Source organism: Hydrogenophaga sp. R2 (assembly GCF_049843595.1).
Classification (GTDB): Bacteria; Pseudomonadota; Gammaproteobacteria; order Burkholderiales; family Burkholderiaceae_C; genus Hydrogenophaga.
The window spans coordinates 93,130-109,761 of sequence record NZ_JBBHZN010000005.1 but is presented as its reverse complement, the minus strand read 5'-3'; the positions used below and the strand labels follow the sequence as shown (position 1 = coordinate 109,761).

At 71.2% G+C, this 16,632-nt stretch carries 10 protein-coding genes; 2 read left to right on the top strand and 8 right to left on the bottom strand.

Features of this window, described 5'->3' with window-relative positions:
* Positions 1-4 precede the first annotated feature (4 nt).
* Complete coding sequence (locus tag WD026_RS15605) at positions 5-373, bottom strand: hypothetical protein (RefSeq protein WP_425724573.1); 369 nt, start codon at positions 371-373, stop codon at positions 5-7.
* Positions 336-2,915: an alpha-ketoglutarate dehydrogenase gene (gene mdeB / locus WD026_RS15600; RefSeq protein ID WP_425724572.1), complete on the bottom strand. Its 2,580-nt coding sequence runs from the start codon at positions 2,913-2,915 to the stop codon at positions 336-338. Before mdeB ends, WD026_RS15605 begins: the two co-directional genes overlap by 38 nt.
* A 111-nt stretch (positions 2,916-3,026) precedes the next feature.
* Between mdeB and WD026_RS15595 the strand changes: the two genes are divergently transcribed.
* Entirely contained in the window at positions 3,027-3,488 is a 462-nt protein-coding gene (locus WD026_RS15595; RefSeq protein ID WP_086121707.1) for an Lrp/AsnC family transcriptional regulator, read from the top strand.
* A 21-nt stretch (positions 3,489-3,509) separates the two neighbouring features.
* Here the strand turns inward: WD026_RS15595 and uvrA are convergent, their stop codons facing one another.
* From uvrA to WD026_RS15580, 3 genes are all read right to left on the bottom strand, one after another.
* Positions 3,510-9,464 carry an excinuclease ABC subunit UvrA gene (gene uvrA / locus WD026_RS15590; RefSeq protein ID WP_425724571.1) on the bottom strand — a complete coding sequence of 1,985 codons (5,955 nt, stop codon included), beginning with the start codon at positions 9,462-9,464 and terminating at the stop codon, positions 3,510-3,512.
* A 70-nt stretch (positions 9,465-9,534) separates the two neighbouring features.
* Complete coding sequence (fdhF, locus tag WD026_RS15585) at positions 9,535-12,324, bottom strand: formate dehydrogenase subunit alpha (RefSeq protein ID WP_425724570.1); 2,790 nt, start codon at positions 12,322-12,324, stop codon at positions 9,535-9,537.
* Positions 12,321-14,072, bottom strand: a complete 1,752-nt coding sequence (locus WD026_RS15580) for an NADH-ubiquinone oxidoreductase-F iron-sulfur binding region domain-containing protein (RefSeq protein ID WP_425724569.1) — start codon at positions 14,070-14,072, stop codon at positions 12,321-12,323. Before WD026_RS15580 ends, fdhF begins: the two co-directional genes overlap by 4 nt.
* A 61-nt stretch (positions 14,073-14,133) precedes the next feature.
* Between WD026_RS15580 and WD026_RS15575 the strand changes: the two genes are divergently transcribed.
* A complete protein-coding gene (locus WD026_RS15575; RefSeq protein WP_425724568.1) occupies positions 14,134-15,201 on the top strand; it encodes a substrate-binding domain-containing protein in 1,068 nt (355 codons plus the stop codon).
* A gap of 18 nt (positions 15,202-15,219) precedes the next feature.
* Here WD026_RS15575 and WD026_RS15570 read toward each other — a convergent pair whose 3' ends face one another.
* Genes WD026_RS15570 through WD026_RS15560 form a run of 3 tightly spaced genes read right to left on the bottom strand, consistent with a single transcriptional unit; the run spans position 15,220 to position 16,630 of the window.
* Complete coding sequence (locus WD026_RS15570; RefSeq protein WP_425724567.1) at positions 15,220-15,900, bottom strand: 2-hydroxychromene-2-carboxylate isomerase; 681 nt, start codon at positions 15,898-15,900, stop codon at positions 15,220-15,222.
* Positions 15,897-16,115: a DUF1289 domain-containing protein gene (locus WD026_RS15565; protein WP_425724566.1), complete on the bottom strand. Its 219-nt coding sequence runs from the start codon at positions 16,113-16,115 to the stop codon at positions 15,897-15,899. Before WD026_RS15565 ends, WD026_RS15570 begins: the two co-directional genes overlap by 4 nt.
* Positions 16,112-16,630, bottom strand: a complete 519-nt coding sequence (locus tag WD026_RS15560; RefSeq protein WP_425724565.1) for a YbaK/EbsC family protein — start codon at positions 16,628-16,630, stop codon at positions 16,112-16,114. The genes WD026_RS15565 and WD026_RS15560 overlap by 4 nt, the downstream gene beginning before the upstream one ends.
* Positions 16,631-16,632: the final 2 nt, after the last annotated feature.

Below are 16,632 nucleotides of genomic sequence, written 5' to 3'. Positions count from 1 at the left end.
CGTCTCAAGCCGGGCTGCGCTCCAGATCGGCGTCGCAGCCGCTGCCGGCCGAAATCCAGCGCCGCGCCAGCCGCCGCAGCAGCGGCGCAGCCCAGGCCCAGCGCGGGCCGAGCACACCAGCCGTGTCGGTCAGCAGGCCGCAGCGGTACTGCGCCACATCGGCTTGCCAGCGCAGTGCATCGCAGGCGCCGCTGCGCTTGCGCGAGACCACCATGCCCACCGGGCACGGCTCGGCCAGGCAGCACAGGCCGCAGCCGTTGCAGGGCTGGCCCAGCGCCGGCTTGGGCGGCGCATCGGGGTGGATGTGGATGACGACCGTTCGCACGGCCGGCAGCTTAACCGCGCCGCGCCGCCTCGGCGATGTGGGCGGCATCCACCCGGAAGAAGGAGCGCAGCGCAGCCCGCGTGTCGCTGCGGCCGAAGCCGTCGGTGCCCAGGGTGGTGCAGCGGCGCCCCGCCGGCAGCCAGGCCCGGATGCTGTCGGGCAGGGCCCGCACATAGTCGCTGGCCATGACGATGGGGCCGGGTGAATCCTGCAGCAGCTGCGCGATCCACGGCGTGCCGCCCTGGTCGTCACAGCGCTGGCCGTCGCGGGCCAGTTCGCTCCAGCTGGTGACGCTGATCACATCGGCCCCCACACCCTGCCCTTCCAGGATCTGTGCGGCCTGGATGGCCTCGCCCACCATGGCGCCGGAAGCCAGCAGCACCACGCGCTGCGGCAGGCCCTCGCCGTACCGCGCGAAGCGGTAGGCGCCGCGCAGCACGCCCTCGGCCGCGCCATCGGGCAGATCCGGCATGGGCACGTTCTCGTTCATGAGCGTGATGTAGTGGAAGACATCGCGCTGCTCCACCAGCATCTCGCGCATGCCGGCGTCCAGGATGACCGCGAGTTCACCGGCAAAGGCCGGGTCCCAGGCGCGGCAGTTGGGGATGGTGGCCGCGACCAGGTGGCTGCTGCCGTCCTGGTGCTGCAGGCCTTCGCCGCCCAGCGTGGTGCGGCCCGAGGTGGCGCCCAGCAGGAAGCCGCGGGCGCGCTGGTCGGCGGCGGCCCAGATGGCATCGCCCACGCGCTGGAAACCGAACATGGAGTAGTAGATGTAGAACGGCAGCATGGCCAGGCCGTGCACGCTGTAGCTGGTGGCTGCCGCCGTCCAGCTGGCGATGGCCCCGGCCTCGCTGATGCCCTCTTCCAGGATCTGCCCGTCCAGCGCCTCGCGGTAGCTCAGCACCGAGCCGATGTCTTCCGGCGCGTAGCGCTGGCCCACGCTGCTGTAGATGCCGACCTGCTTGAACAGGTTGGCCATGCCGAAGGTGCGTGCCTCGTCGGCCACGATGGGCACCACGCGCGGTCCCAGCACCGGGTCCTTGAGCAGGTTGCCCAGCATGCGCACGAAAGCCATGGTGGTGCTCATCTCCTTGCCGCCGGCCTGCAGCGCGAAGCTGGCGTAGCGGTCGATGGCGGGCACGGGCACGGCGTCGCAGGCGGTCTCGCGCCGGGGCATGGCGCCACCCAGAGCGGCCCGGCGTTCGCGCAGGTAGCGCATCTCGGGGCTGTCGTCGGCCGGGCGGTAGAAGCTCAGGCCACGCGCCTGCTCATCGGACAGTGGCAGGTTGAAGCGGTTGCGGAATTCGATGAGTTCGTCGCCGTCGAGCTTCTTCTGGCTGTGCGTGGTCATCTTGCCCTGGCCGGCGCTGCCCATGCCGTAGCCCTTCTTGGTGTGGGCCAGGATGACCGTGGGCTGGCCCCGGTGCGCGGCAGCAGCGGCATAGGCGGCATGGATCTTGACCAGGTCGTGCCCGCCGCGTTTGAGGCGGTCGATCTGCTCGTCGGTCATGCCCTGGGCGAGCGCCGCCAGCTCGGGGTTCTGGCCGAAGAAGTGGTCACGGTTGAAGCGGCCGTCCTTCGCGGCAAAGGTCTGCATCTGACCGTCCACCGTGTCGCCCAGCGCACGCAGCAACGCGCCGCTGTGGTCGCGCGCGAACAGGCCGTCCCAGTCGCTGCCCCAGACCAGCTTGATGACGTTCCAGCCGGCGCCAGCGAACAGGCGCTCCAGTTCGTCGATGATGCGGCCGTTGCCGCGCACCGGGCCATCGAGCCGCTGCAGGTTGCAGTTGACCACCCACACCAGGTTGTCGAGCTTCTCGCGGGCGGCCAGGGTGAGCGCGCTCATGCTCTCGGGTTCGTCCATCTCGCCGTCGCCGAACACTCCCCACACGGTGCGGCCTGCCGTGTCCTGCAGACCCCGGTGGGCCAGGTAGCGCATGAAACGCGCGTGGTAGATGGAGCTGATGGGGCCCAGGCCCATGGAGCCGGTGGGGAACTGCCAGAAGTCCGGCATGAGCCAGGGGTGCGGGTAGCTGGAGAGGCCGCGCGCGCCGCTGGCACCAGCCGTGATCTCCTGCCGGTAGTGCAGCAGGTCGGCCTCGGTCAGGCGGCCTTCCAGATAGGCCCGCGCGTACACGCCCGGTGCGCTGTGCGGCTGGAAGAACACCAGATCGCCCTGCCGGCCGGCGCGGAAGAAATGGTGGAAACCGGTCTCGAACAGGTCGGCCGCGCTCGCGTAGCTGGCAATGTGCCCGCCCAGTTCGCCGTAGGCCGTGTTGGCCCGCACCACCATGGCCAGCGCGTTCCAGCGCATGAGCGAGGCCAGCCGTTCCTCGATGGCCAGATCGCCCGGGAAGGGCGGCTGGCGGTCGGCCGGGATGGTGTTGACGTAGGGCGTGTTCAGGCTGGGCTTCCAGCCCACGCCCTGGTGCGCCGCCAGCCCCGCCAGGCCGTCCAGCAGCTGCCGCGCGCGGGCCGGGCCGGCCTGCTGCAGCAGGGCCAGAAAGGCCTCGTGCCACTCCGCGGTTTCCTGCGGGTCGGCGTCGATGGTGGAGGTGATTTCGGGGGGGAGGGCGGATGGGGCGTTCATGGCGGCTCACTGTACGGACAAGCGCCCCGCATGTGCTGCCAAAATGCCTGCCGTTGGGCGGCCTTGTGGCACAAAATGCTGCCATAACAGAATCAGAAAGCACAAACCGCCATGGACCCGATCGACCGCCGCATCCTGCACGAGCTCCAGCACGACGGCTCGCTCTCCAACGTGGAGCTGGCGCGGCGGGTCGGTCTGTCGCCCTCGCCCTGCCTGGCCCGGGTCAAGGCCATGGAGCAGTCGGGCCTGATCCGCCGCTATGTGGCCCTGGTGGACCCGGCCCGCCTGGGGCTGGGCCTGAGCGTGTTCATCAACATCAGCCTCAAGACCCAGAGCAAGGAAGCCCTGGCCCGCTTCGAGGCCGGCATTGCCGACCACGAAGAGGTGATGGAGTGCTACCTCATGACCGGCGATTCCGACTACCTGATCCGCGTGGTGGTGGCCGACATGGCCGCGCTGGAACGCTTCATCCTGGACCGGCTGGCGCCCATCCCGGAGATCGAGAAGATCCGCTCCAGCTTCACCCTCAAACAGGTGCGCTACAAGACGGCGCTGCCGCTGCCGGGGCGCTGAGGCCCCGGGCAGCGGGCGTGATCACCCCCGCGCCAGCACCGGCCCCAGCACGCGGCCGGTGTGGGTGTCCAGCCGCACCACCTCGTCCGGCGATGCCGCCGCCACGATACGGCCGCCGCCCGACCCGCCCTCGGGGCCGAGGTCGATGATCCAGTCGGCTTCGGCCATGACGTCGAGGTCGTGTTCGATGACGACCACACTGTGGCCGCCATCCACCAGCCGGTGCAGCACACGGATGAGTTTTTCCACATCGGCCATGTGCAGACCGACCGTGGGTTCGTCCAGCACGTACAGCGTGTGCGGCGCCTTCTGGCCCCGGCGGCCCACCTCGTCGCGCACCTTGGAGAGTTCGGTCACCAGCTTGATGCGCTGCGCCTCGCCGCCACTCAAGGTGGGGCTGGGCTGACCCAGCGTGAGGTAGCCCAGGCCCACGTCCTTGAGCAGCTGCAGCGGGTGGCTGATGGCCGGCATGCTGGCGAAAAACTCCACCGCCTCGTCCACCGCCATCTGCAGCACATCGCCCACGCTCTTGCCGCGCCAGGTCACGGCCAGGGTCTCGACGTTGAAGCGCGCCCCACGGCAGGTCTCGCAGGGCACCTTCACGTCGGGCAGGAAGCTCATCTCGATGGTGCGCATGCCCTGGCCTTCGCAGGTGGGGCAGCGGCCGGCGCCGGTGTTGAACGAGAACCGCCCCGGCCCGTAGCCGCGGGCCTTGGCTTCCAGCGTGTCGGCGAACAGTTTGCGCACCGTGTCCCAGAAGCCGATGTAGGTGGCGGGGCAGCTGCGCGGGGTCTTGCCGACGGGGGTCTGGTCCACTTCCAGCACGCGGTCCACCGGTTCGGTGCCGAGCACGCGCTGGCAGCCGACCCAGGCCGGGCGTTCGCCCGCGTCCCATGCCTTGCGGCCGGCGGCGGTGCTGCGGGCGGTGACGGCGGCGGCAACGTTGGTGAGCAGCACGTCGCGGGCGAGGGTGGATTTGCCGGAGCCGGAGACGCCGGTGACCACCACCAGGCGGCGCAGGGGGACTTTGGCGTCGACGTTCTGGAGGTTGTGGAGGTTCGCGCCTTTGACTTCGATCCACTGGTCAACGGGCTGTTGCTGGGGGGCGGCGGACGTGGTGGCCCCGGGCGACGATTTGGGCTCGCCGTATGAGGAGCCCGGGGCCACCCCATCCCCGGCGAGCGAAACCACCAAACGGCGAGCCTGCAGAGGATGCTTCATCGCATGCAGCAGATACCGCCCCGTCAAGGATTCCGGTGAAGCAGAGAGATCGGAGACAGACCCCTGCGCCACCACCCTGCCCCCACGCCGGCCGGCACTGGGTCCGATGTCGATGATGTGGTCGGCCCGGCGGATGGTGTCTTCGTCGTGCTCCACCACCACCAGCGTGTTGCCCTGCCCGCCCAGCTTGTGCAGCGCGTCCAGCAGGATGCGGTTGTCGCGGGCATGCAGGCCGATGGTGGGCTCGTCCAGCACGTAGCACACGCCCTGCAGGTGGCTGCCCAGCTGCGCGGCCAGGCGGATGCGCTGGGCCTCGCCACCGGAGAGCGAGGGCGCGCCCCGGTCCAGCGTGAGGTAGCTCAGGCCCACGTCTTCCAGGAAGGCGAGGCGGCTTTCGATTTCGGGCAGCAGGTCGCGGGCGATGTCGGCCTCGCGGCCCGACAGCACGGCGCCCTCCATCATCTGCCGCACGCGCTGGCGCACCTCGCCCACCGACAGGCGAGCGATCTCGGTGATGCCCACGCCGCCGAACTTCACGGCCCGGGCCTGGGCGTTCAGGCGTGTGCCTTCGCAGGTGGGGCAGACCTCGTCGGTGATGTCCTCCACCTCGGGCTCGGCAAAGCTCTGTTCGCGGCCTTTCTCGCGGTCGTCGCGCACCGAGTCGTCCAGCACCTTGCGCTGCTCGCGGCTCAGGCGCACGCCGGTGCCCACGCAGTCCGGACACCAGCCGTGCTTGCTGTTGTAGGAGAACAGGCGCGGGTCGAGTTCGGGGTAGCTGGTGGCGCAGATGGGGCAGGCGCGGGTGGTGGAGAAGCTCTCCACCCGGCCGATGTCGCGCGTGCTGCGGCCGGCCTGCAGCGCGCCGGCCAGTTCGTCCAGCGGGTGCAGCACGGTCAGCGTGCCCTTGCCCAGTTCCAGGGTGCGCGCAATGGCGTCGCGCAGCACGGCCTCCTGCGCCGGGTCGACCACGAAGTCGGCCACCGGCAGTTCGATGGTGTGTTCCTTGAAACGGTCGATGCGCGGGAAGCCGGTGGTGGGCAGGAACTCGCCGTCCACCCGCAGGTGGGTGTGGCCACGCGGGCGGGCCCAGTCGGCCAGCTCGGTGTACACACCCTTGCGGTTGACCACCAGCGGTGCCAGCAGGCCGATGTGCTGGCCGGCGTAGCGGCGCAGGATGGCGGCTGCAATGCTGTCCGGGCTTTGCGGCATGACGGCCGCGCCGTCGTGCACGCAGTGCTGGGTGCCCAGCTTCACGTACAGCAGGCGCAGGAAGTGCCAGACCTCGGTGGTGGTGCCCACGGTGGACTTGCGGCCGCCGCGCGAGAGCCGCTGCTCGATGGCCACGGTGGGCGGGATGCCGTACACCGCGTCCACCTCGGGCCGGCCGGCCGGCTGCACGATGCTGCGGGCGTAGGCATTGAGGCTCTCCAGGTAGCGCCGCTGGCCTTCGTTGAACAGGATGTCGAAGGCCAGCGTGCTCTTGCCCGATCCGCTGACGCCGGAGATGACGTTGAACTTGCCGCGCGGTATGTCCACGCTCAGGCTCTTGAGGTTGTGTTCCTTGGCATTGACGATGCGGATGGCATCGGCATGCTCGGCCACCGCCGGGCGCAGGCGCGGCGCAGGTTCGGCCGCCAGGGCGGCGCCGTCCATGGCCTCGGCGTATTCGCGCAGGGCCTGGGCGGTGTGGCTGGTGGGGTGCAGACGCACCTCTTCCGGCGGGCCTTCCGCCACGATCAGGCCGCCGCCCGAACCGCCCTCGGGACCCAGATCGATCAGCCAGTCGGCGGCGCGGATCACGTCCAGGTTGTGCTCGATCACGACCAGCGAATGGCCGGCGTCCAGCAGCTTGCGCAGGCTGCGCATGAGCTTGGCGATGTCGTCGAAGTGCAGGCCGGTGGTGGGCTCGTCGAACAGGAACAGCGTGCCCTTGCGCGAGAGCGGCTGGCGGCTCGCACTGGCCGACTTGGCGGCCTCGGCCAGGAAGCCGGCGAGCTTGAGGCGCTGCGCCTCGCCGCCCGATAGCGTGGGCACCGGCTGACCCAGCCGCACGTATTCCAGGCCCACATCCACGATGGGCTGCAGCGCACGGATGACCTCGCGGTCGCCGGCAAAGCGCTGTGCGGCCTCGCTCACGGTGAGCTCCAGCACGTCGGCCACGTTCATGCTGTGGCCGTCGCGGGTGATGGTGACTTCCAGGATCTCGGGCCGGTAACGGCGGCCGTCACAGTCCGGGCAGCGCAGGTACACGTCGCTCAGGAACTGCATCTCCACATGCTCGAAGCCGGAGCCGCCGCAGGTGGGGCAGCGCCCGTCGCCGCTGTTGAAGCTGAACTTGGCCGGCGTGTAGCTGCGCTGGCGGGCCAGCGGCGCATCGGCGAACAGGGCGCGGATGGCGTCCCACGCGCCCACATAGCTCACCGGGTTGGAACGCGCCGTCTTGCCGATGGGCGACTGGTCGACGAACACCACATCGCCCAGCTGCTCGGCGCCCAGCAGGCGGTCGTGCGCGCCCGGGGTTTCGGTGGACTGGCCGAAGTGCCGCATGAGCGCGGGGGCCAGCACGTCCTGCACCAGGCTGGACTTGCCGGAACCCGACACACCGGTCACCACCACCAGGCGTTGCAGCGGAATCTCCACCGACACGTTCTGCAGGTTGTGCTCGCGCGCGCCTTCCAGGATGAGGCGCGGCGTGCTGTCGGTCACCGCCCGCTTGAAGCCCATGCCGATGGTCTTGCGGCCACCCAGGTAGGCACCGGTGAGGGTGTCGGCGCTGCGGATGGCGTGCGGTGTGCCGTCGAACACGATCTGCCCGCCGCGCTCACCGGGGCCAGGGCCCATGTCGATCAGGCGGTCGGCGGCCAGCATCACAGCCGGGTCGTGCTCGACCACGACCAGCGTGTTGCCGGCATCGCGCAGGCGCAGCATCGCATCATTGATGCGGGCCATGTCGCGCGGGTGCAGGCCGATGCTGGGCTCGTCCAGCACGAACAGGGTGTTGACCAGCGAGGTGCCCAGGGCAGTGGTGAGGTTGATGCGCTGCACCTCGCCGCCGCTGAGGGTGCGGCTCTGACGATCGAGCGTGAGGTAACCGATGCCGACCTCGCAGAGGTAGCGCAGGCGGGTGTTGATCTCGGTGAACAGGAGGTTCAGGGCCTGCTGTTCGCCGGTCATATGGCTTCGAGAGATGACGTTCGGCGCCGCCCCATGAGCGTCGGGGGCGGGTGCCCCGGGCGACGATTTGGGCGCGCCGTATGAGGAGCCCGGGGCACCCGCCCCCGACGCGGTCTCGGCCAACGAAGCAAAGAACCCCCGCAACGACGACAGCGGCAACAACATCAGGTCGTGCAGGCACAAGCCCGGCAACGCCTCCAGCTGCGCCCTCGACCACTGCACCCCGTTCGGCATGAACCGCTTCTCGGGCGGCAGCACCGCATCGGCCTGCGCCTTGGAGCCGATGCGCCACAGCAGGCTCTCGGTCTTCAGCCGCGCCCCGCTGCAGCTCGGGCATTCGGTGTAGCTGCGGTACTTGGACAGCAGCACCCGGATGTGCATCTTGTAGGCCTTGCTCTCCAGGTACTCGAAGAACCGGTCCACGCCGTACCAGTGCTGGTTCCACTTGCCGTTCCACTGCGGCGAGCCGTGCTTCACCCAGTGCTGCTGCTCCGGCGTCAGCTTGGCCCAGGGGGTGTCGCGCGGAATGCCGCTGGCCTCGGCGTGGCGCATCAGGTCGTCCTGGCATTCCTTCCAGGCCGGGGTCTGGAACACCTTGATGGCGCCCGAGCGCAGCGTGAGCTTGTCGTTGGGGATGACCAGGCCGTAGTCCACCCCGATCACCCGGCCGAAGCCGCGGCAGGCCTCGCAGGCGCCGGCCGGCGAGTTGAACGAGAACATGGACGGCGCCGGGTCGGCATAGCGGATGTCGCTCTCCGGGCAGTGCAGACCGGTGCTGAATTTCCAGATGCGTTCTTCGCCCTCGGCGGGCGCCACATGCACCGTGAGCTGGCCGCTGCCGCGTTTCAGGCCGGTCTCGATGGCCTCCATCACACGGGCGGGTTCGGCATTGCCCAGGCGGAAGCGGTCGGCCACCACGTCGAGCAGCTTGACCGAGGCCTCGCCGCGCTGCACCACGCGTTCGGCCTGCACCCGGGTGTAGCCACTGGCCGACAACCACTGTTCCACTTCCTCGGCGCTGGTGTTGGCCGGCAGCTCCACCGGGAAGGTGACGACCAGACGCGGGTCGGTCCCGGCCTCGGCGCTGGCCACCCGGCGCTGCAGCTCGGCCAGGATGGTCTCGGGCGTGTCGTGCCGCACCGGCAGTGCGGTATCCCGGTCGAACAGCGCCGCACCCCGGGCCATGAGCAGCTTGAGGTGGTCGTTCAGCTCGGTCATGGTGCCCACGGTGGAGCGCGAGCTGCGCACCGGGTTGGTCTGGTCGATGGCAATGGCCGGCGGCACGCCTTCCACCCGGTCCACCGCCGGCTTGTCCATGCGGTCCAGGAACTGCCGTGCGTAAGCGCTGAAGGTCTCCACGTAGCGCCGCTGGCCTTCGGCGAACAGGGTGTCGAACACCAGGCTGGACTTGCCCGAGCCGCTGGGCCCGGTCACCACGGTGAGTTCACCGGTGCGGATGTCCAGATCGAGGTTCTTGAGGTTGTGCTGGCGCGCCCCCCGGATGCGGATCAGCCCGGTGCCCTCGTCGCCCGGCAGGGGTTCGGCGGCGGCGGGGTCGGACACGGGGCGTTCATCGGACATGGTGCGGCTCCAGGGGCAAGGGCGGACCATTCTAGGGAGGCCCGCCCGACCCCACGCCGCCGTGCGCCTTTCAGGCCGGCACGGTGGCCGGCCGCACCGCCACGGCGCAGTACTTGAGCTCGGCGATCTTGCCCACCGGGTCGAGTGCCGGGTTGGTCAGCAGGTTGGCCGCCGCCTCGGCATAGGCGAAGGGAATGAAGGCCGCATCGGCCGGCATGCCGGCGTCCAGCCGCACCGGCAGCTGCACGCTGCCGCGGCGCGACCGCACCTGGGCAGCATCGCCCGCGCCCAGGCCCAGGCGGGCGGCGGTGTCGGGGTGCAGGCTGACCACCGGGGCCGGCTCCAGGGCGTCCAGCACGGTGGCGCGGCGGGTCATGCTGCCGGTGTGCCAGTGCTCCAGCTGGCGCCCGGTGATGAGCACCAGCGGGAATTCGGCGTCGGGCTGTTCCGCCGGTGCCCGCAGCTCGGCCGGCACCAGGGTGGCGCGGCCGCTGGGCGTGGGGAAGCCGTCGGTGAACACCACCGGGTGGCCGGGATCGGCCTCGTCGCTCACCGGGTAGGTGACCGCGCCCTCGCGCTGCAGCCGGGCCCACGACAGGCCGGCGATGCTGGGCATGAGCGAGCGCATTTCCTCGAACACCGCGCCGATGCCCTGGCGTGCATCCGCCGTGGCCGTGCCGTCGGGTGCGATGCCGTAGCCCCAGTGCAGGCCGAGCCGCAGCGCGAGCTGTTCGGTGATCCACGCATCGGCCCGCGCCTGGCCGGGCGACGGCACCGCCTTGCGGCCGAGCTGCACGCAGCGGTCGGTGTTGGTGACGCTGCCGGTCTTCTCGGGCCAGGCGGTGGCGGGCAGCACCACGTCGGCCAGGGCCGCGGTCTCGGTGAGGAAGATGTCCTGCACCACCAGGTGGTCCAGCCCGGCCAGGGCCTCGCGGGCATGGGTGGCGTCGGGGTCGCTCATGGCCGGGTTCTCGCCCTGGATCAGCATGGCCTTGATGCGGCCCGCGTGTGCGGCGTCGATGATTTCCACCACAGTCAGCCCCGGCTCGCTGCCCAGGCTGCCCGGGGCCAGGCCCCACAGGCGCTCAGCCTGTGCGCGCGAGGCCGCGTCGCTGACCCGGTGGTAGTCGGGCAGCACCATGGGAATGAGGCCGGCGTCGCTGGCGCCCTGCACATTGTTCTGGCCGCGCAGCGGATGCAGGCCGGTGCCGGGCCGGCCGATGTGGCCGGTGACCAGGGCCAGCGCGATCAGGCAACGGGCGTTGTCGGTGCCGTGGGTGTGCTGGCTCACGCCCATGCCCCACAGGATCATGCTGTTGCGGGCCTGGGCATAAGCGCGGGCCACCTCGCGCAGGGTGTCGGCCGGGATGCCGCAGACCGGTGCCATGGCCTCGGGCGGGAAGTCGGCCACGTGGGCGCGCAGCTGCTCGAAGTCGAGCGTGTGGGCGGCAATGTAGGCCGGGTCGGTCAGGCCCTCTTCAATGATGACGTGCAGCATCGCATTGAGCAGGGCCACGTCGGTGCCGGGGTGGAAGGCCAGGTGCGTGTGGGCATGGCGGGCCAGCTCGGTGCGGCGCGGGTCGGCCAGCACCAGCCGGGTGCCGCGCCTGACCGCGTTCTTGATCCAGCTCGCGCCCACCGGGTGGTTCTGCGCCGGGTTGGCGCCGATCAGCAGCACGAAGTCGGCGTGCTGCACATCGCGCAGCGGGTTGGTGACCACGGCCGAGCCCAGGCCCTCCATCAGCGCGGCCACGCTGGAGGCATGGCACAGGCGGGTGCAGTGGTCGACGTTGTGGGTGGCAAAGGCGCTGCGGATCAGCTTCTGGAACAGGTAGGCCTCTTCGTTGGTGCCCTTGGCCGATCCGAAACCGGCCACGGCAGCGTTGCGGCCGGTGGCGGGCTGTGCGTCGCGCGCGCGCCGCAGGCCGGCGGCAGCGGCGTCCAGCGCCTCGTCCCAGGTGGCTTCGCGGAACAGCTTGCGCCAGTCGCGCCGGCGCACGTCCACCGGGTCCTTGGGCACGCCGGGCTTGCGGATCAGCGGCACCGTCAGGCGCTCGGGGCTGTGGGCGTAGTCGAAACCGAAGCGGCCCTTCACACACAAACGCCCCTCGTTGGCCGGGCCTTGCGCACCCGCCACGTGCTGGATGCGGTCGTCGCTCACGTGGTAGGTGAGCTGGCAGCCCACGCCACAGAACGGGCAGACCGAATCCACCTGCTGCTGCGCCGGCCTGGAGAACACGCCGTGCGCCGGGGCGATGGCGCCGGTGGGGCAGGCCTGCACGCATTCGCCGCAGGCCACGCAGGTGCTCTGGCCCATGGGGTCGGCCTGGTCGAACACGATCTGCGCATGGCCGCCCCGGAAGGCCAGGCCCAGCACATCGTTGCCCTGCTCCTCGCGGCAGGCGCGGATGCAGCGGGTGCACTGGATGCAGGCGTCGAGGTTGACCGCCATCGCCGGGTGCGAGGTGTCGTGGCCCACCGGCGCACGGGCCGGGAAGCGGTCGGGCCGGGCGCCGGCGTGGTCGGCCCAGGCAGCGAGTTCGCTGTCGTGCTTGAGCGTGGTGGTGGCCGGCGCATCGGCCAGCAACAGTTCCAGCACGGTGCGGCGGGCGCGGGTGGCACGCTCGGAGCCGGTGTGCACCACCATGCCCTCGGCCGGGGCGCGGCAGCACGAGGGCGCCAGCACGCGTTCGCCCTGCACTTCCACCACGCAGGCGCGGCAGTTGCCCGGGCTGCGCAGGCCGTCGGTGTGGCACAGATGGGGCAGTTCGGTGCCGCAGCGTTGCGCCACATCGAGCAGGCTTTCGCCGGGTTGCGCGGTGACGGCATGACCGTCCAGGGTGAAGCTGATCGGGTTCATGCGGCGCTCCCGGGCAGACCCGTGTTCAGGCCGGCTTCCTCAGGAAAGAAGCGCAGCACGCTGTCCATGGGGTTGGGCGCGGCCTGGCCCAGGCCGCAGATGCTGGCGTCCCGCATCACGGCCGAGAGTTCGCCCAGCACCTCCACATCCCACACCGGGGCCTGCATGAGTTCCACCGCGCGGGTGGTGCCGGCGCGGCAGGGTGTGCACTGACCGCAGGATTCGTGCTCGAAGAAGCGCATGAGGTTGAGCGCGGCGTCGCGCACGCTGTCGGTGTGGCCCAGCACCACCACCGCCATGGAGCCCACGAAGGCGCCGTGTTCGGCCAGGGTGTCGAAGTCCAGCGGCACATCGGCCAGCGAGGCCGGCAGGATGCCGCCCGAGGCACCACCCGGCAGCCAGGCCTTGAGCGTGTGGCCCGGCGCCATGCCGCCGCAGTGCTCGTCGATCAGTTCGCGCAGCGTGATGCCGGCCGGCGCCAGGTGCACGCCCGGCCGCGCCACCCGGCCCGACACCGAGAAGCGACGCAGCCCGCTGCGCCCGCGCCGGCCCTGCCCGGCCAGCCAGGCCCCGCCGTGTTCCACGATGGCGGGCACCCACCACAGCGTCTCCAGGTTGTGCGCCAGCGTGGGCCGGCCGAACACGCCGTGCAGCGCCACGATGGGGGGCTTGAGGCGCGGCAGACCGCGCCGGCCCTCGATGGATTCGATCAGCGCCGATTCCTCGCCGCAGATGTAGGCGCCGGCGCCCCGGCGCAGTTCGATGCGGGGTGGCGTCCAGTGCGGGAAGCGCGCGCGCAGCGGGGCCAGGTCGGCATCGAGCCGGTCCAGCTCGGTCTGCAGCAGCGCGCGGGCGTCGTGGTATTCGTCGCGCAGGTACAGCCACACGTGTTCCAGGCCCACCACCTCGGCGGCGATCAGCACACCCTCCAGCACCTGCGGAATGCCCTCGGCCAGCACGGCGGCGTCCTTGAAGGTGCCGACCTCGCCCTCGTCGATGTTGACCACGCCCATGCGGGGTCCGGGCTGGGCCCGCACCGTTTCCCACTTGCGCCACGCCGGGAAGCCCGCGCCGCCCAGGCCGCGCAGGTTCGAGGCCTTGAGTTCGGCCAGCACCGCATCGGCGGTCACCTCGCCAACCAGCAGGCGTTGCAGCTGACGCCACTGGCCCGGCACCGGCGCGGGCAGCGGCAGGGCGTGCACGCGGCCTTCGGTCACAGCGTCTGCAATGGCCTGGGCGGTGGCATGGGGCAGGCGGTGCTGGCCCACGCAGGCGGCCGGTGCGCCGTGGCACAGGCCGATGCAGGGTGCGGCTTCCACCGCCACCGGCTGCCCGTCCAGGGCCTGCTGCGTGGCCGCCAGCAAGCCGTCGGCACCGGCCATGGCGCACGAGAGGCTGTTGCACACCCGCACGGTCACAGCAGGCACCGCGTCGGTGTCGTCGACGATGCGGAAGTGGTGGTAGAAGCTCGCCACCTCGAACACCTCGACCTGGCTCAGGCGCAGGTGTTCGGCCAGCGCAGCCAGCTGGCCCCGGCGCAGCGCGCCTTCGGCATCATTGAGACGGTGCAGATGCTCGATCAGCAGATCGGCCCGGGGCGCCAGCCCTTCGCACAGCGCCAGTACGCGGGCGCGGGCGGCCGCATCCACCTGCCGGCCCTTGGGCGTGAAGCCGGGGCGGCGGCGACCGGTGCCGGTGTCGGTGGCGACCGGGTGGATGGGGATGACGGGGGACGGGGTCGGGCTCATGCGGCGCAGGGTAGCACCGGGGGCCGATTCAAATATGTCGATCCGTGCATAAACTCGACCCATGCGCATTCAGCTCGACACCCGCTGGCAGATCGGCCCCGACGACGGCCCGGCGCTCGATGCCGGCCTGCTGCTGCAACTGCTGGGCGGCATACAGGCGGGCGGCAGCATCGCGCAGGCCGGGCGCGACCTGGGCCTGTCGTACCGGCATGCCTGGGGCCTGCTGCGGCAGGCCGAGGCGGTGCTGGGCCAGCCCCTGCTGGAACGCGGCCGGGGCCAGGGCTCGGTGCCGACCGAGCTGGCGCAGCGTCTGGTGTGGGCCGATGCGCGCATCGCCGCCCGCCTGCAGCCCCTGCTGGAGACGCTGGCCGCCGAGGTGGAAGGCGAGCTCGGCCGGGTGCAGCGCCGCCGCCGCGCCGTGCCGCGCCTGCACGCCAGCCACGGCTTTGCGGTGGCCGCGCTGCGCGAACAGCTGGCGGCCCGCGCGGTGCGGGTGGAGGTGCGCTACCGCAACAGCCTGGAAGCCGTGGCCGCACTCGCCCAGGGCGACTGCGAACTGGCCGGCTTCCACCTGCCGCTGGGCGAGTTCCAGGCGGCTGCCGCCGCGCGCTACGCGCCCTGGCTCGACCGCCACCAGCACCGGCTGGTGCACCTGGCGGTGCGCACACAGGGCCTGTTCGTGGCGGCGGGCAACCCGCTGGGCGTGCGGGGCGTGGCCGATCTGGCGCGCAGCGACCTGCGCTTCGTCAACCGGCCCGAAGGCTCGGGCACCCGGGTGCTGACCGACCTGCTGTTGCAGCGCCACGGCATCGCGCCCCGACAGGTGAGCGGCTACGACAGCACCGAGCTCACCCACGCCGCCGTGGCCGCCTTCGTGGCCAGCGGCATGGCCGATGTGGGCATGGGCGTGCAGACCGCCGCGCACCGCTTCGGCCTGCACTTCATTCCGCTGCTCAAGGAGCGCTACTTCTTTGCGCTGCCGGCCGACGCGCTGGAGCGCGACGAACTCAAGCCGGTGCTGGCGGTGCTGCGGTCCACCGCGTTCCGCGCGCGGGTGGCCGGCCTGCAGGGCTACGAGGCGGCCCGCACCGGTGAGATGCTCAGCCTGGCCGACGCCCTGGACGGTTGAGCCGCAACGCGGGCGTCTTCAGCGCGGCCGCTGCACCGCCGCCGGCAGGGCGGCCGCTGTGTCCCAGGCGCCGCCGGGGGCGAACCAGTCATCGCCCGCGAGCCAGGCCGACACCATGGGCAGGGCATCGAAGCCCCAGAACACCCGGTCATCCACCACCACCGACGGCACGCCGAACAGGCCGAGGGCCAAGGCCGCTTCGGTGTTGGCGCGCAGCTGCTGGCGCACCGCATCGCCCTGCGGGTCCTGCCAGGGGCGGCCGCACTCGGCCACATGGGCCTTGAGCGTGTCTTCCAGCGCCTGCAGGCGGGCCGGGTCGGTGGCGTCGGCCCCTCCCGACTGCCACACGTGCGCGAACAGCTGCGCCGTGACCCAGCGGCTGGTCTCGCCCGGGGCATCGGGCAGCGCAGCCGCGAGGCCCAGACGCAGCACGGCCAGCGGGTTGAAGGGATGGGCCGCCGGCATCTGCAGCGGCAGGCCATGGGCATGGGCCAGCCATTGCACCTGGCGGTAGGTCCAGTCGCGCTTGGGCGCGATCTCGGCCGGGCCGAGCTGGCCATGGGCCTTGAGCAGACCGGCAAACAGGATGGGCCGGTAGTGCACCGCCACGCTGTGCCCGACCAGCGCCTGGGGCAGCGCCAGGAAGGCCAGGTGCGCGTAGGGCGAGATGGGGTCGTAGAAGAAGTGGATGTCCTTCATGGCGTGATCCCCTGGCGGGCCTCGATGTCGCGCCATACGGCCAGCTTGGCCTCGTCGTCCAGGCGCGCCCATGCCCCGATCTCGGCCAGCGTGCGGTGGCAGCCCACGCAATGGGTGTTGCCGTCGTCGAGCCGACAGACCGATATGCAGGGCGACGGTGCGACCACGCCGGGCTGGCGCTGGCGTGCTGCTTGCAAGGTCACGGCGCGGGTCATGCGGCCTCCTGCGTCACGTCGGCCACCGGGGCGCCGGTGTAGCGCTCCAGCTCCTGCGGGGTGAGCGGGAACACGGCATGCGGATGGCCTGCGGCCGCCCACACGCGGTCGAAGCGGAACAACTCGCGGTCGATCAGCACCACCGGCGGCTCGGCATGCGCCAGCGGCGACACGCCGCCGATCGAGAACCCGGTGCGCGCCTTCACGAAGTCGGCATCGGCGCGGCCCAGCTTCGTGCCCTCGGGGCAGACCAGAGCCTGCACCTTTTTCTCGTCCACACGGCGGTCGCCGGAGGTGACCACCAGCACCGAACGGTCGTCGCTCTTGCGGCGGAAGATGATGCTCTTGGCAATCTGCCCCAGGGCCACGCCCAGGGCATCGGCCGCCTGCTGCGCGGTGCGGGCAGCGTCGTCCAGCATGACCGGCGCGTGCGCATGGCCCAGGGCGGCCAGGGCATCGGTGACGCGCTGCACGGCGGCGGTGGTGGAGGGGTTGGTGGGGGTGAGGGTGCTCATGG

Excerpts from the sequence above, each read along its gene's own strand:
- WD026_RS15565 (WP_425724566.1), bottom strand. The coding sequence starts at position 16,115 with ATGACCCGCGCCGTGACCTTGCAAGCAGCACGCCAGCGCCAGCCCGGC.
- mdeB (WP_425724572.1), bottom strand. The coding sequence starts at position 2,915 with ATGAACGCCCCATCCGCCCTCCCCCCCGAAATCACCTCCACCATCGAC.
- WD026_RS15595 (WP_086121707.1), top strand. The coding sequence starts at position 3,027 with ATGGACCCGATCGACCGCCGCATCCTGCACGAGCTCCAGCACGACGGC.
- WD026_RS15570 (WP_425724567.1), bottom strand. The coding sequence starts at position 15,900 with ATGAAGGACATCCACTTCTTCTACGACCCCATCTCGCCCTACGCGCAC.
- uvrA (WP_425724571.1), bottom strand. The coding sequence starts at position 9,464 with ATGTCCGATGAACGCCCCGTGTCCGACCCCGCCGCCGCCGAACCCCTG.
- WD026_RS15580 (WP_425724569.1), bottom strand. The coding sequence starts at position 14,072 with ATGAGCCCGACCCCGTCCCCCGTCATCCCCATCCACCCGGTCGCCACC.
- WD026_RS15575 (WP_425724568.1), top strand. The coding sequence starts at position 14,134 with ATGCGCATTCAGCTCGACACCCGCTGGCAGATCGGCCCCGACGACGGC.
- WD026_RS15605 (WP_425724573.1), bottom strand. The coding sequence starts at position 373 with ATGCCGCCCACATCGCCGAGGCGGCGCGGCGCGGTTAAGCTGCCGGCC.
- fdhF (WP_425724570.1), bottom strand. The coding sequence starts at position 12,324 with ATGAACCCGATCAGCTTCACCCTGGACGGTCATGCCGTCACCGCGCAA.
- WD026_RS15560 (WP_425724565.1), bottom strand. The coding sequence starts at position 16,630 with ATGAGCACCCTCACCCCCACCAACCCCTCCACCACCGCCGCCGTGCAG.